The 13,265-nt window shown below is 71.3% G+C and carries 13 protein-coding genes; 9 read left to right on the forward strand and 4 right to left on the reverse strand.

Going from position 1 to position 13,265, the window contains the following annotated elements:
* The first annotated feature begins 77 nt into the window (after positions 1–77).
* The 8 genes from KM427_RS08300 to KM427_RS08335 all read left to right on the forward strand — a co-directional run bounded on the left by KM427_RS08300 (position 78) and on the right by KM427_RS08335 (position 8,441).
* On the forward strand, positions 78–617 hold the full coding sequence (locus KM427_RS08300; protein ID WP_252275187.1) for a Uma2 family endonuclease: 540 nt from the start codon (positions 78–80) through the stop codon (positions 615–617).
* 20 nt (positions 618–637) lie between these two features.
* The gene (locus KM427_RS08305; RefSeq protein ID WP_183590875.1) at positions 638–1,606 is read left to right on the forward strand and encodes a glycosyltransferase family 2 protein; all 969 of its coding nucleotides are present in this window, start codon (positions 638–640) and stop codon (positions 1,604–1,606) included.
* A gap of 1 nt (position 1,607) precedes the next feature.
* Positions 1,608–2,540 (forward strand): glycosyltransferase family 2 protein, encoded by a 933-nt coding sequence (locus KM427_RS08310; RefSeq protein WP_215526904.1) that lies wholly within the window; start codon positions 1,608–1,610, stop codon positions 2,538–2,540.
* Positions 2,541–2,576: 36 nt separating this feature from the next.
* On the forward strand, positions 2,577–3,764 hold the full coding sequence (glf, locus tag KM427_RS08315) for a UDP-galactopyranose mutase (RefSeq protein WP_183590873.1): 1,188 nt from the start codon (positions 2,577–2,579) through the stop codon (positions 3,762–3,764).
* Positions 3,765–3,792: 28 nt separating this feature from the next.
* Positions 3,793–5,784, forward strand: a complete 1,992-nt coding sequence (locus KM427_RS08320) for a glycosyltransferase (RefSeq protein ID WP_252275189.1) — start codon at positions 3,793–3,795, stop codon at positions 5,782–5,784.
* Complete coding sequence (locus tag KM427_RS08325; protein ID WP_252275191.1) at positions 5,781–6,665, forward strand: ABC transporter permease; 885 nt, start codon at positions 5,781–5,783, stop codon at positions 6,663–6,665. Before KM427_RS08320 ends, KM427_RS08325 begins: the two co-directional genes overlap by 4 nt.
* On the forward strand, positions 6,665–7,441 hold the full coding sequence (locus tag KM427_RS08330; protein ID WP_183590872.1) for an ABC transporter ATP-binding protein: 777 nt from the start codon (positions 6,665–6,667) through the stop codon (positions 7,439–7,441). The genes KM427_RS08325 and KM427_RS08330 overlap by 1 nt, the downstream gene beginning before the upstream one ends.
* A 643-nt stretch (positions 7,442–8,084) precedes the next feature.
* Complete coding sequence (locus KM427_RS08335; protein ID WP_215526905.1) at positions 8,085–8,441, forward strand: hypothetical protein; 357 nt, start codon at positions 8,085–8,087, stop codon at positions 8,439–8,441.
* A gap of 41 nt (positions 8,442–8,482) precedes the next feature.
* On the opposite strand, the gene KM427_RS08340 is transcribed toward KM427_RS08335, so the two are convergent.
* Positions 8,483–9,229: a TIGR03089 family protein gene (locus KM427_RS08340; protein ID WP_215526906.1), complete on the reverse strand. Its 747-nt coding sequence runs from the start codon at positions 9,227–9,229 to the stop codon at positions 8,483–8,485.
* Positions 9,230–9,246: 17 nt separating this feature from the next.
* Here KM427_RS08340 and KM427_RS08345 point away from each other — a divergent pair, with 17 nt between their 5' ends.
* On the forward strand, positions 9,247–10,326 hold the full coding sequence (locus KM427_RS08345; protein WP_215526907.1) for a mannose-1-phosphate guanylyltransferase: 1,080 nt from the start codon (positions 9,247–9,249) through the stop codon (positions 10,324–10,326).
* 110 nt (positions 10,327–10,436) lie between these two features.
* On the opposite strand, the gene KM427_RS08350 is transcribed toward KM427_RS08345, so the two are convergent.
* The 3 genes from KM427_RS08350 to cofD form a co-directional block, all read right to left on the reverse strand.
* Positions 10,437–11,189 (reverse strand): DUF3105 domain-containing protein, encoded by a 753-nt coding sequence (locus tag KM427_RS08350; RefSeq protein WP_215526908.1) that lies wholly within the window; start codon positions 11,187–11,189, stop codon positions 10,437–10,439.
* 72 nt (positions 11,190–11,261) lie between these two features.
* Positions 11,262–12,233 (reverse strand): coenzyme F420-0:L-glutamate ligase, encoded by a 972-nt coding sequence (locus KM427_RS08355; protein ID WP_215526909.1) that lies wholly within the window; start codon positions 12,231–12,233, stop codon positions 11,262–11,264.
* A complete protein-coding gene (gene cofD, locus KM427_RS08360; RefSeq protein WP_215526910.1) occupies positions 12,230–13,243 on the reverse strand; it encodes a 2-phospho-L-lactate transferase in 1,014 nt (337 codons plus the stop codon). Before cofD ends, KM427_RS08355 begins: the two co-directional genes overlap by 4 nt.
* Positions 13,244–13,265: the final 22 nt, after the last annotated feature.

Consider the following 13,265-nt stretch of genomic DNA (forward strand, 5'->3'; position numbering starts at 1 on the left):
CTGTGGAGAGGTGCCGCACGACGTGCGGATCCGCTCCACGCTGGTGCCCATGACCGACAGGAGGCACCATGGCGAGCATGACCACTCTGCCGCGCGGCCGGCAGTTCACCGCCGCCGATCTCGCGGCGATGCCCGATGACGGCAACCGCTACGAGCTCGTCGACGGCGCGCTGATCGTGACGCCGTCGCCGCGGTTCCGGCACCAGCGCCTGCTCGGGCGCCTCTACTCCCATCTGGACTCGACGTGTCCGGCCGGGCCGGTCGTCCTGTTCGCGCCGTTCGACGTGCGAATCTCCGAGCTGACCGTGCTCCAGCCCGACCTGCTGGTGGCGCCGAGGACGGCGTTCGGGGAGGCGAACCTGCCGGGTGCGCCGCTGCTGGCGGTCGAGGTGCTCTCGCCGAGCACCCGCCACATCGATCTGGGGCTGAAGCGGTCGGCGTACGAGGCGGCCCGCTGCCCGGCGTACTGGGTGGTCGACCCCGAGGGCCCGTCGGTCACCGCGTGGGAGCTGCGCGGCGGCGAGTACGTCGTGGCCGGCACCGCCACCGGCGCCGAGACCCTGACGCTGGCCGCGCCGTACCCGGTGTCCATCACCCCCGAGCGGCTGCTGGACTGAGCGACTCTAGTCTGGTCGCCGTGACCGACCAGCCTGCGCCGCCCGACGAGCGGCCCCGCGTCGTCGCGGTGGTGGTCACCTTCAACCGGCTGGACCTGCTCCGCGCGCTCGTCGAGCGGCTCGACCAGGTGCCCGGGCTGAGCGAGGTGCTGGTCGTCGACAACGCCTCGACCGACGGCACGGGGGAGTGGCTCGCCGGACTGGGTGACCGTGACGGCGGCGACGAGCACCCCACCACCCCGTTGCTCGGCCGGACCCTCGCCCGCAACGGCGGCGGCGCCGGGGGCTTCCACGACGGCCTCGCGTGGGCGCTCGAGCGCGACGCCGACCTGGTCTGGCTGATGGACGACGACGGCCTGCCCGATCCGGACTGCCTCGGCCGACTGCTGGCACAGCCCGATCTCGACTTCTGGGGGCCGCTGGTCGTGGACCAGGCGGACCCCGCCCGGTTGGTCTTCCCGATCCGGCTGCCGGGCGGCACCCGGGTGGTGCACCGGCTCGACGACGTACGCCGGGCCGCGACGGGCGGCCGCATCGACGGCATCGTGATCCCGTTCAACGGGGTGCTGGTCACCCGCGCCCTGGTCGAGCGGATCGGGCTGCCGCGCGCGGAGTTCTTCATCTGGGGCGACGACCACGAGTACCGCCTGCGCGCCGAGGCGGCCGGGGCGCGCATCGCCACCGTCGTCGACGCCGAGGTGCGGCACCCGGCCGTCGGCGATCTCGGGACGCCGATGATGTTCGGCCGCACGACGTACAACCACAGCCCGAGCGAGCTGAAGCACTACTGCATGGCCCGCAACAACCTGGTCAACCTGCGCGACTACAAGGGCTGGCCGCACGCGCTCGCGTTCGTCGTCAAGACGGCCTGGTTCTACGCCTTCACCCGGCCCTCTGCTCGGCGCCTGGCGCTGAGCGCCCGGGCCATGTACGCCGGTCTGCGCGGCGACTTCACCGGCCACGAGGCCTATCTGGGACTCGGTGGTTGAGGTGCGAGCGGAGCGAGCCTCGAAACCCGAGACCGTGGCGATCGTCGTGGTGACCTACAACCGCGCCGACCTGCTGGCCCGGATGCTCGAGGGCCTGGCGGCGCTCGAGCGCCGGCCCGACGCGGTCATCGTGGTCGACAACGCCAGCACCGACCACACGCCGGAGGTGCTCGCGACGGCCCAGGAGACGGCGGCGCTGGCCGGCCTGGAGGTGCTCCGCCCGGCGGAGAACCTCGGTGGCGCCGGCGGCTTCCATCACGGCGTGCGCGAGGCCTACGCCCGCGGCTTCGACCGGATCTGGCTGATGGACGACGACGTCGTCCCCTCGCCCGACTGCCTCACGGTGCTCCTCGCGCAGGACGAGGACTGCCTGATGGCGGTCCGCGAGGACACCGCCGGGCACCTGGTCGAGAAGGCCGCCACCCGCTTCGACCTGCGCAACCCCCTCGCGATCCGCCCCAAGACCGGCATGGTCGAGACCGAGTACGGCGAGCGCGCCCGGATGCCGGAGCGGGTGGAGCTCGAGAACGTCGCCTTCGAGGGGTTCATGGTCCGCCGCGCGGTCGTCGACGCGATCGGGCTGCCCGACCCGTCGTACTTCATCTTCTACGACGACGTCGACTACGCCCTGCGCGCCCGCCGCGCCGGGTTCCGGATCTGGGCGGTCCGCGACGCCGTGCTGGTCCGCCAGCTCTCCTTCGACCAGCAGCACGACCTGAGCGGCTGGAAGGGCTACTTCATGTACCGCAACCTCTTCGTGGTGCACCTGCGCTACGGCGAGAACGCCCTGGTCCGGGGCAAGCCGTGGCTGATCGCGGCCGCGGTGGTGCTGCTCAGCCCGCTGCGGGGCGGCCGGGCCGAGGCCGCCAATGTGATCCGGGCCATGCGCGACGCGCGGGGAATGCGGTTCGTGCCCACCGGATCCGTAGACTGACCAACCGTGTCGACCCCCTCAGCACAGGCCTCAGCGGTGGCAGCGTCCGGTCCGGACCTGGTCGTCGTCGGCTCCGGATTCTTCGGGCTCACCGTCGCGGAGCGCTGCGCCTCCGAGCTGGGGCTGAAGGTGCTGGTGCTCGAGCGCCGTCACCACCTCGGCGGCAACGCCTACTCGGAGGTTGACCCGGCGACCGGCGTCGAGGTCCACAAGTACGGCGCCCACCTGTTCCACACCTCCAACGAGAAGGTGTGGAGCTACGTCAACCGGTTCACGGCGTTCACCGACTACAAGCACCGGGTGTTCGGCAAGTACCAGGGCCAGGTCTACTCGCTGCCGATGAACCTCGGCCTGATCAACCAGTTCTTCGGCAAGAGCCACACGCCGCAGGAGGCGCGCGAGCTGATCGCGAGCCAGGCCAGCGAGATCAAGAGCGAGGACGTCACCAACCTCGAGGAGAAGGCGATCAGCCTGATCGGGCGGCCGCTCTACGAGGCGTTCATCAAGGGCTACACCGCCAAGCAGTGGCAGACCGACCCCACCGAGCTCAGCGCGGACATCATCACCCGGCTGCCGGTCCGCTACACCTTCGAGAACGGCTGGTTCAGCGACACCTACGAGGGGCTCCCGGTCGACGGCTACACCGCCTGGCTGACGAGGATGGCCGACCACCCCAAGATCGAGGTGCGGCTCGAGACCGACTTCTTCGACGTCGCCGAGGAGTTCAAGGGCAAGGTCCCGATCGTCTACACCGGCCCCGTCGACGAGTACTTCGGGCACTCCGAGGGCCGCCTGTCGTGGCGCACCGTCGACCTGGAGGAGTCGGTCGAGGAGGTCGACGACTTCCAGGGCACCGGCGTCGTCAACTACAACGATTACGACGTGCCGTACACCCGGATCATCGAGTTCAAGCACTTCCACCCCGAGCGGGTGAAGACCCACCTGCCGGGCCGGACCGTGATCGTCCACGAGTACAGCCGGTTCGCGGAGGAGGGCGACGAGCCCTACTACCCGATCAACACCGCCGAGGACCGGCGGACGCTGCTGCGGTACCGCGAGCTGGCGCAGCAGGAGCCGATGGTCCTCTTCGGCGGTCGCCTCGGTACCTACAAGTACCTTGATATGCACATGGCGATCGGCTCGGCCCTGTCGATGTTCGAGAACAAGCTGCGGCCGCACTTCGCCGAGGGAGCGCCGCTCACCAGCGGAGGAGTCGACGAATGATCTCCCCAGGATCACGAGGGGGTACTGAGTGACGGAGACCGTGCGCCGTGTCCTGCAGCGCCAGATCATGCCGGTCGATCGCGACCTCGACGTCCTGCCGCTGTACGTCGACCCCGACCCCGCGGTCCTCGACGCCGACAAGTACGCCGTCGGCGGCAACAAGGCCGCCAAGGAGCTCAACTGGGCCTCGCTGCGCCAGGCCGTCAGCTCCGGCGAGACGATCCACCCCGACCAGATCGTCGACCGCCACGCGGTGCGCGTCCGGCGCGGCGCGCGCCTGTCGTTCGGCACCTACTTCAACGCGTTCCCGGCGTCGTACTGGCGGCGCTGGACGATCGTCGACACGGTGCGGCTGACCGTCGAGCTGGAGGGCCGTGGCGCCGGCGTCACCGTCTACAAGTCGATGGCCAACGGCCGCTCGCAGCGGGTCGAGGCCCGCCAGGTCGAGGACGGCGACACCGGCACGTTCGTCTTCGAGCTCCCGCTCGGGCCGTTCGCCGACGGCGGCTGGTACTGGTACGACGTCGCGGCCGGCGAGCAGGACTCCGTGGTCACCGCGACCTGGGACGCCGAGGTGCCGGCCGACCGGGCCGCGTCGGGCACGGTCACCGTCGCGATCACCACGATGAACCGCCCGGACTTCTGCGCCGACCTGCTCGCCCAGCTCGGCTCCGACGACGACGTGCTCGCGATCCTCGACGAGGTGCTCGTCATGGAGCAGGGCAGCCGGAAGGTCGTCGACGCTTCGCGGTTCCCGGCGGCCGAGAAGGCGCTGGACGGCAAGCTGCGGGTCCTCGAGCAGGGCAACCTCGGCGGCTCCGGCGGCTACGCCCGGGGCCAGCTCGAGACGGTGCGCGCCGGCGTCTCGACGTACGCGCTGATGATGGACGACGACGTCGTCTGCGAGCCCGAGAGCCTGCTGCGCGCGGTGACCTTCGGCGACCTGGCCCGCCGGCCGACGATCGTCGGCGGCCACATGTTCAGCCTCTACTCGCGCTCCCGGCTGCACAGCTTCGGCGAGATCATCCAGACCTGGCGCTGGTGGTGGATGTCGCCCGAGCACGTGCTGCCCGAGTGGGACTTCGGGGCGCGCAACCTGCGCTCGACCCGCTGGCTGCACCGGCGCGTCGACGTCGACTTCAACGGCTGGTTCATGTGCCTGATCCCGCGGGCCGTCCTCGAGGAGGTCGGGCTGTCGCTGCCGATCTTCATCAAGTGGGACGACAGCGAGTTCGGCGTCCGGGCCAAGGCGGCCGGCTTCCCGACCGTGACCTTCCCCGGCGCCGCGGTCTGGCACGTGCCGTGGACCGACAAGAACGACGCGCTCGACTGGCAGGCGTTCTTCCACCAGCGCAACCGGCTGATCTCCGCGCTGCTGCACTCGCCGTACCCGCACGGTGGCCGCGTCGTCCGCGAGAGCCTCAACCACTCGATCGCCCACCTGGTCTCGATGCAGTACTCCACCGTCGAGCTGCGGCAGCAGGCGCTCGAGGAGGTGCTCGCCGGCCCGGACCGGCTGCACGAGGTGCTGCCGACCCGGCTCGCCGAGGTGAACGCGTTCCGCAAGCAGTACGCCGACGCGCAGCTCGAGTCCGACCCCGACGCCTTCCCGGCGGTACGCCGCAAGGCCTCGCGCCGGTCGCACCAGGAGCTCGAGGTGCCGACCCGACGGTCCCAGCTCATCACCGCGGCGCTGGCGCCGCTGCGCCAGCTGCGGCCGCCGCGCCAGCTCTCACGGGAGTTCCCCGAGACCGAGATCGCCGCGATGGACGCCCGGTGGTACCGCCTGGCGCGCTACGACTCCGCCATCGTGTCGATGCCCGACCAGACCGCGGCCGCGCTCTACACGCGCGACCCGGCCCTGTTCCGCGACCAGCTGCGCCGGATCGTGCGACTGCACGCCGAGCTCTACCGACGCTGGCCGGAGCTGTCCGCGGAGTACCGCGCCAAGCTGCCGCAGATCACCTCGCCGGAGGCGTGGGAGGAGACCTTCCGCCCGTGGACCGGGGGCGACGCGTGAGTCAGGCCGCCGGCCCCGGCACGCTGCCTCCGCTCACGGCTCCCTCGGCCACGACGGGGCTGTTCGAGGTCTTCCGGCGCCGCTACCTGCTGCGGCTGATGGTCAGCCGCGAGATCGCCGCGCGCTACCAGGGCTCCGTGCTGGGCATGCTCTGGTCCTACATCAACCCGCTGTCGCAGTTCCTCATCTACTACTTCGTGATGGGGTTCATCTTCAACCTGCACGACAACGTGGAGAACTTCGCGATCCACATGTTCTGCGGGATCATCATCACCGGCATCTTCACCGAGTGTCTGGGCTCGGGCACCCGCTCGGTGGTGCGCAACAAGGGCCTGGTGCAGAAGATGGCGCTGCCCCGGGAGATGTTCCCCGTGGCGGCGGTGCTGGTCTCGGCCTACCACGTGCTGCCCGAGATCGTGATCCTGGCGATCGCCTGCTTCTGGATGGGCTGGACGCCCGACCCGGTCGGCATGGCCGCGATGGTGCTGGCCCTGCTCGTCACGGTCACCATCGGCATGGCGGGCGCGCTGATGTTCAGCGCGGCGAACGTGTTCTTCCGCGACGTCTCCAACGTCGTGCAGATCGTCAACAACCTGGTCCGCTTCGGCGTGCCGATGATCTACCCCTACACCATGGTCGCCGAGCGCTTCCACGGTCAGACCGAGCTCTTCCTGGCCAACCCCCTGGCCAACGCGGTGCTGCTCATGCAGCGCGCGTTCTGGGTGGGCACCACGGACTCGCCCACGGCGACCGCCAGCACCGACCTGCCCGACTACCTGTTCACCCGGGGCGTCATGGCGCTGCTGCTCTCCCTGGTGGTCCTGGGCTTCGGCCAGCTGGTCTTCTCCCGGCTCGAGAACAAGATCCCGGAGCGCCTCTGATGGCCGAGTCGATCGTCGTCGATCACGCGACCAAGACGTTCACGCTGCGCTATCACCGCACCTTCAAGCAGATGACGATGGCGCGGCTCAAGCGGCAGGAGGTCAGCAATACCTTCACCGCCGTCGACGACGTGTCCTTCACCGTCGAGCAGGGGGAGTCCATCGGCCTGATGGGCCTCAACGGCTCCGGCAAGAGCACGCTGCTCAAGCTGATCAACGGCATCATGCGGCCCGACGACGGCAGGGTCCTGACGCGCGGTCGGATCGCGGGCCTGATCGCGACCGGCGCCGGCTTCCACCCGCAGCTGACCGGGCGCGACAACATCTTCCTCAACGCCGCGATCCTCGGCATGAGCGAGGCGGAGACGAAGCGGAAGTTCGACGAGATCGTCGAGTTCGCCGATGTCGGCAAGTTCCTCGACACCGAGGTCGGCCACTACTCCTCCGGCATGTACTCCCGGCTCGGCTTCTCCGTGGCCATCCACGTCGACTCCGACATCTTCCTGGCCGACGAGGTGCTGGCGGTGGGGGACAAGCCCTTCAAGAAGAAGTGCCTCCAGCGCATGCAGGAGGTCCGCGACAGCGGCCGGACCCTGGTCTACGTCAGCCACGCGGCCGGCTCGGTGCGCAAGATGTGCGACCGGGTGATCGTGCTCGAGCACGGCAAGCTCGGCTTCGACGGCGACGTCGACGCGGGCATCAAGTACGTGAAGTACGACGGCGAGACCGAGGACGCGCTCGAGCAGGAGGACGACGACCTCGGCGCCGACATCTAGCGAAGCTAGATGTAAGCCGAGTCGGCGCCAGTTCATCCGGAGGAGCGAAGCGGGGAGGGTGAAGTAGCGCCGACTCGGCGCCCACCCACGGCCCGCAGCCCGGCGGCGTACGTCGGCGTTGAGCGGGTGCGGTCTCGGCTGCCCGAACGGGTCACCGTGCGCCGGGTGGCGGGCTACCTTGCGCCGGAGGTGTGTTGGCAACCATCGGTGGCGCCGAACCGGTTGCTGGCTCACCGCCCGGCGGCTCGGGCGTCCGGTCGGCAGCGTCGGCGTCGCCGTGCGCGGTTTCATCACGGGATGAGGGTGAGGCCGCGCTTCCCAGGGTGAGCCCAGGCAGGGAACCGTGACTCCGCCTGCATCCCGTGATGAAACCCCGGGCGCCCCCCGGGGGGACCCGACCCGGCGAATCGTCGCCGCGGCCCAACCACACCGGCGATCCCGCGCCTGGTCTCCGGAAGAAGGGCTGGTTTCGGCGTCGCGGATGAATTACAGGCGTGAAGTTTCTTGACAAATCTCGATTCCATCGGCGTGTCGAGTGGAAATTACAACTCTGTAGTTACTCACGATCCCTTCCGTCGCCGCTGTGACGCGTGTGAAAGTTGCTGTCCCGTGTGAACTTCCCCCGCACCGGAGAGCCGCTTTCATGCCTCCCAACAAGATCCGCTTCGTCACGGCCTGCCAGCAGGTCCTGGCGCTCGCCGCCGTGCTCGCCGTGCTCACCCCCGCGGCGAACGTGATCAGCCTCGACGTCGTCCACGATCGTCGGGAGACGGGCTTCGTGACGCCCGAGCGGGCCGTGGACCTGAGGTCCCACACCCGGGACGCCCGGCGCGCGACGCGCGACGAGACGCCGGGTGCCGGCCGCGCCCGCCACGTCCAGGCGCGCGGCTGGTCCGACCCCGGCTACCGGGTGCTCGTCGACCGGTTCGGCACGGGCTGGGCGGGCCAGCACCGAGCGCTGGGCCAGGGGAGTGGGAAGGGCCCGGACCTGGCCGGGTGACACCGGCTCTCAGAACCCCCGAACGTGGTGCTGCCCGACCCTCAAGGGAAGCGGGCCGTGGCGCGCTCCGCGGCGTACGTCGCGCTGAGCCGCTCCGGTCCGGAGTGGACGACCAGCACCAGCGAGCCGCCCTTGCTGAGCGGCTCGGTGAAGGTGGCGAGTCCCGGTGGGGAAGCCGGGTTCGCCTCCGAGAGGAGGCGGCCGCCGTCGGTGACGATGCTCCCGGCGGCGGCCGCCGCCCAGATCTCGGCCTGGGTGCGGTCGTCGTAGCCGCCCGCGGTGGCGAGGTCGTCGCCCGTCGGGGGGTCCCAGGGTGCGAAGGCGTCGGGTTGCGACCAGACCTCGATGCCGACGTCGTGCACGCCCGCCGGCACCGGGTCGGCGAAGCGAACGCCGAGCGGGAGCAGCGAGCAGGCCAGCACCGGCAGTTCGCCGGCCCGGGCGGCCCAGCGCTCCAGCGACCCGGGCCCGCACACGACGGCGTCGGCGCCGCCTCCAGGGGCGTCCTCGGGCACGTCGTCCGGGCCGACGACCGTCAGGCCGACGGTCCAGGCCGCACCCAGGAACACCGGACCCAGCCAGTGGGGTGGCAGGTCCAGGCACAGCCGCTGGCCGCGCTCGAGGTCGTGCTCCTCGGCCAGCAGCGAGGCGGCCTTGGCCACCCAGTTGGCGTACGTCGTGACCGACAGCTCGACCCGTTCGCCGGTCGCGTCGTCGTAGAACGTCACCAGGGGACGGCCGGGATCCTGTCGCAGCTGGCGCGCCAGTACGTCGCCGAAGGTGGTCACCGCCCTAGGCTCTCACCATGCCTTCGATCGACCACTTCTGGGCGGTGATCCCGGCCGGCGGAGCCGGCACCCGCCTCTGGCCGCTGTCGCGCTCCTCGGCGCCCAAGTTCCTCCACGACCTGCGTGGTGAGGGCCGGACGCTGCTCCAGGAGACCCGCGACCGACTCGCGCCGCTGGTCGACGACCGGCTGCTCGTGGTCACCGGCCTGCCCCATCGCGAGGCCGTCGCCGCCCAGCTGCCGGAGGTGGCGGCCGACTCGGTGATCGCCGAGCCGTCGCCGCGCGACTCGATGGCGGCGATCGGCCTGGCCGCCGCGCTGCTCGAGCGGTCCGACCCCGACGCGGTGATGGGGTCGTTCGCCGCCGACCACGTGATCGCCGATCCGGACGCGTTCGCGGAGGCGGTACGTCGGGCCGTCCAGGTCGCCCGCGACGACTGGCTGGTCACGCTCGGCATCGAGCCGACGTTCCCGTCCTCGGCGTTCGGCTACGTCCATGTCGGTGACCCGGTCGCCGGCCACGACGGCGCGGCCGTGGTGCAGGAGTTCGTGGAGAAGCCGTCGGTCGCGACCGCCGAGGGCTACCTCGCGACCGGCCGCTACCGCTGGAACGCCGGCATGTTCGTCGTCCGTCCGCGGGTGCTGCTCGACCTGCTGGGGAAGTGGCACCCCGAGTTCGCCGCAGACCTGCGCGCGATCGCCGCGGACCGTGACCGGCTGCCCGAGCTGTGGCCGGGCCTGCCGAAGATCGCGCTCGACCACGCCGTCGCCGAGCCGGCGGCGGACGCCGGCCGGGTCGCGGTGGTGCCGTCGTCCTTCCACTGGGAGGACATCGGCGACTTCGACGCCCTGGCCACGCTGCTCGAGGGGGCCGGCGCCGCGACGTCCGTCCTCGGCGACGCCTCGGACGTGCTCGCCGTGGACAGCACCGGCCTGGTGGTGCCCGGCGGCAAGCGGGTGGTGGCGGTCGTCGGCCTCGAGGACGTGGTCGTCGTCGACACCCCCGACGCGCTGCTGGTCACGACGCGCTCGCGCGCCCAGGAGGTCAAGCAGGTGGTCGCGGCGCTGAAGGAGTCGGGGCGCGGCGAACTCACGTGAGGTCGCCCGGGCCGATTGGGTTTCGAGACGCGTCGCCCGTCCCGCGCTGGCGCGCGGTCCGGACCGACGCTCCTCAACCTGGCGTCCGAGCAAGCTCGGACGCCGGGCGCTCACATCGCGTTGGGCTCGGGCGAGTCGGTGTAGGGGTACTTCTTCATGAACGACTCGACCGCCGCGCCGCTGACGCCGGAGCAGTACTGGAAGACGCCGACCTGCTTGGCCGGGTCGGTGACGCCGTTGCCGCCGGCCGACCAGTGCGTGATCGCGATGTGCTGGCCGTCGGGGAACTTCTTGCCGTTCTCGTCGGTCGAGAGCCACGGCGCCGCAACGAACTTGTCGCGGAAGTTGTCGTCGCCGAACTTGCGCGAGATCGCCTCGATGTCGGCCATCGCGGCCTGGTCGTCGGCGATGGTCTCGTCGTACCAGAGGATCGCGTAGCCGTGCTCGAGGTTGTGCACGAGCGCCTCGAGCGCGGGGCGGTCGTCGGGGGTGTAGAACTTGCGGGCGAAGGACGCCGGCGCGACGCCCGCCTGGTTCCAGTGCGGCCCGAACGCCGGCGGCGCGGTCGTGTAGTCGACGGGGGTGTCGACCGGCACGTGGTTCTGGTTGCCGTCGGCCTTCTTGGTCTCGATGTCCTGGCACGCCGAGACGGGCTGGCCGATGTCGGCCAGGGCGGTGTTGTCGAGCTCGCGGTCGTCCCACTTGTCCACGAGGATCGGCACGACGGCCGCGGCGACGATGCCGACGGCGACGAGGATGCAGACCGTGACGATGACGGCGCCACGACGTCGGTCGGCACTCTTCTGCTGCTTGCGCATCTGGTCGATGACCGCCTTGCGGTCGGTCTTGGCGGGCTTGGCCACGTCGTGTTCCTCGGTCGTGCTGGAGCGGTTCGGGCGCTCGTGGGACGGTCGTCGGCAGAGTCTACGGGGGGATCACACGTCCGCAGGGCGCAATCGCGCCTCATGGGGGTGGTCGGTGGCGTTCATCGTCCATCCGTGCGCGAACACCAGCGCCCTCAGCGCGCGGCTCGTGCCCCGCGGATAGGTCACCACGAGGGCGCCGTCGGCGGCACCGGTGTGCGACGGCGCCAGCCCGACGATCTCGCGGATCGCGGCGGCCAGCTCGGTGGCCGGAGCCGGGGCGCCGAAGGGCCGGCGGTCGTCGTCGTGCGCCCGCAGCGCGCGGAGGACGGCCTCGCGGGCGCCGTACCCGAACAGGTCTGCGCCGTCGGGCCGCACCAGGGACGCGGCGCCCGGGCCGTGCTCGCCGGCGGGCAGCACGAGGTCGGCGCGTCCGCGGACGACGGAGAACGGGCGGCCGCCGAGCTTGCCGGTCGCCAGCTCGGCGGCGCCGGCGAGCTCGTCGGCGACGGCGGGCAGGGTCACCGCCAGCTCGTTGCCGTGCGCGTCGGTGCGGCCGGCGAAGTCCTCGGCCACGACCAGCCCGGCGGCGCCGATCGCGATGTCGGTCTGACCCTCGCGCCAGGCCCGGCCCGCGGTGTCGCTGACGACGACCGCGACGTTGGCGCCCCCGTGCTCGTGGATGCCCTCGCGGATCGTGCGGGCCGAGCCGTCGGGGTCCTCGGGCAGCAGCACGATCTGGCCGAGCGGCACGTTGGAGTTGTCGATGCCCGCGGCCGCCATCGTGAGGCCGAGGCGGTTGCGCACGATCGCGGTCTCGCCGCGACGGGCCACGACCCGCACGGTCTCGCCGGCCAGGGCCTCCTCGCGGCTGCCGCGCCGTAGCCGGCCCTCGGCCTTGCTCACGATCTTGCTGGTCACCACCAGCACGTCGCCGTCCGCGAGCTCGGCGGCCGCGAGCGCAAGGGCGACCAGGTCGTCGCCGGCCACCACCTCCGGGACCCCGTCGGGGGCGAAGATCTCGAGCCGGGTCGCTGCACTCATCGAGCGACCAGGTCGATCGCGGCCGCGGCCATCGCGGCCGTGGCATCCGGGTCGGTCATCATCAGCGGTACGGCGCGGCAGGGGAGCCCCGCGGCCTCGACCCGGTCCGCCTGGTCGGCGTCGACCTCGTCGACGAGCCAGCCGTCGAGCACCCCGCCGGCGGAGCGCGCGCCGTAGTGGAGGCCGACACCGGAGGCGCTGACCTCGACGCCGATCGAGGTCAGCATCTGCTCGGCCATGCCGCGCACGTGGGTGCCCCCGACGATGGGGGACAGCCCGACCACCGGGGCACGGGTCGCGGCGAGCGCCTCGCGCATCCGCGGGACGCCGAGGATCGTGCCCACCGACACGACCGGGTTGGAGGGCGGCAGCACGACCAGGTCCGCGTCGGTGATCGCGTCGACGACGCCCGGTCCTGGGCTGGCCTCGTCGAGGCCGACGAAGACCAGCACCTCGGCGGGCACCGAGGCGCGCAGTCGCACCCAGTACTCCTGGAAGTGCACGACCCGGCGGCCGCTGGGGGAGTCGGGGTCGGCGATCGCGACGTGGGTCTCGACCCGGTCGTCGGTCATCGGCAGCAGTCGCACCCGGTCGCCGTACACCGGGTCCAGCCAGCGCCGGCACAGCGCGGTGGTGACCTCGGAGAGCGGGTAGCCGGCTTCGAGCATCTGGGTGCGCACCAGATGGGTCGCGATGTCGCGGTCGCCGAGTCCGAACCAGGTCGGCTCCACGCCGTAGATCGCGAGCTCCTCCTTCACGCTCCACGTCTCGGCGCGGCGGCCCCATCCGCGCCCGGTGTCGATGCCGTCGCCGAGGGTGTACATGACCGTGTCGAGGTCGGGGCAGACCTTGAGGCCGTGGACCCACAGGTCGTCGGCGGTGTTGGCGACCACCGTTACCGTCGCATCGGGAGCGACGCCCGGCAGCCGCCCGGTGGCGATCCCGTGGAGCAGCCCCTGGAGGAAGCGGGCGCCGCCCATGCCCCCCGAGAGCACCGTGATGTTCTGCATGCGGATACCTTGCCGCACGCCC

Source organism: Nocardioides sp. LMS-CY, assembly GCF_018732145.1.
GTDB classification, from domain to species: Bacteria; Actinomycetota; Actinomycetes; order Propionibacteriales; family Nocardioidaceae; genus Nocardioides; species Nocardioides soli.

Bases quoted from the DNA above. Each gene is read 5' to 3' on its own strand.
- cofD (WP_215526910.1), bottom strand. From the start codon at position 13,243: ATGCAGAACATCACGGTGCTCTCGGGGGGCATGGGCGGCGCCCGCTTC.
- KM427_RS08335 (WP_215526905.1), top strand. From the start codon at position 8,085: ATGCCTCCCAACAAGATCCGCTTCGTCACGGCCTGCCAGCAGGTCCTG.
- KM427_RS08330 (WP_183590872.1), top strand. From the start codon at position 6,665: ATGGCCGAGTCGATCGTCGTCGATCACGCGACCAAGACGTTCACGCTG.
- KM427_RS08300 (WP_252275187.1), top strand. From the start codon at position 78: ATGACCACTCTGCCGCGCGGCCGGCAGTTCACCGCCGCCGATCTCGCG.
- KM427_RS08355 (WP_215526909.1), bottom strand. From the start codon at position 12,233: ATGAGTGCAGCGACCCGGCTCGAGATCTTCGCCCCCGACGGGGTCCCG.
- KM427_RS08345 (WP_215526907.1), top strand. From the start codon at position 9,247: ATGCCTTCGATCGACCACTTCTGGGCGGTGATCCCGGCCGGCGGAGCC.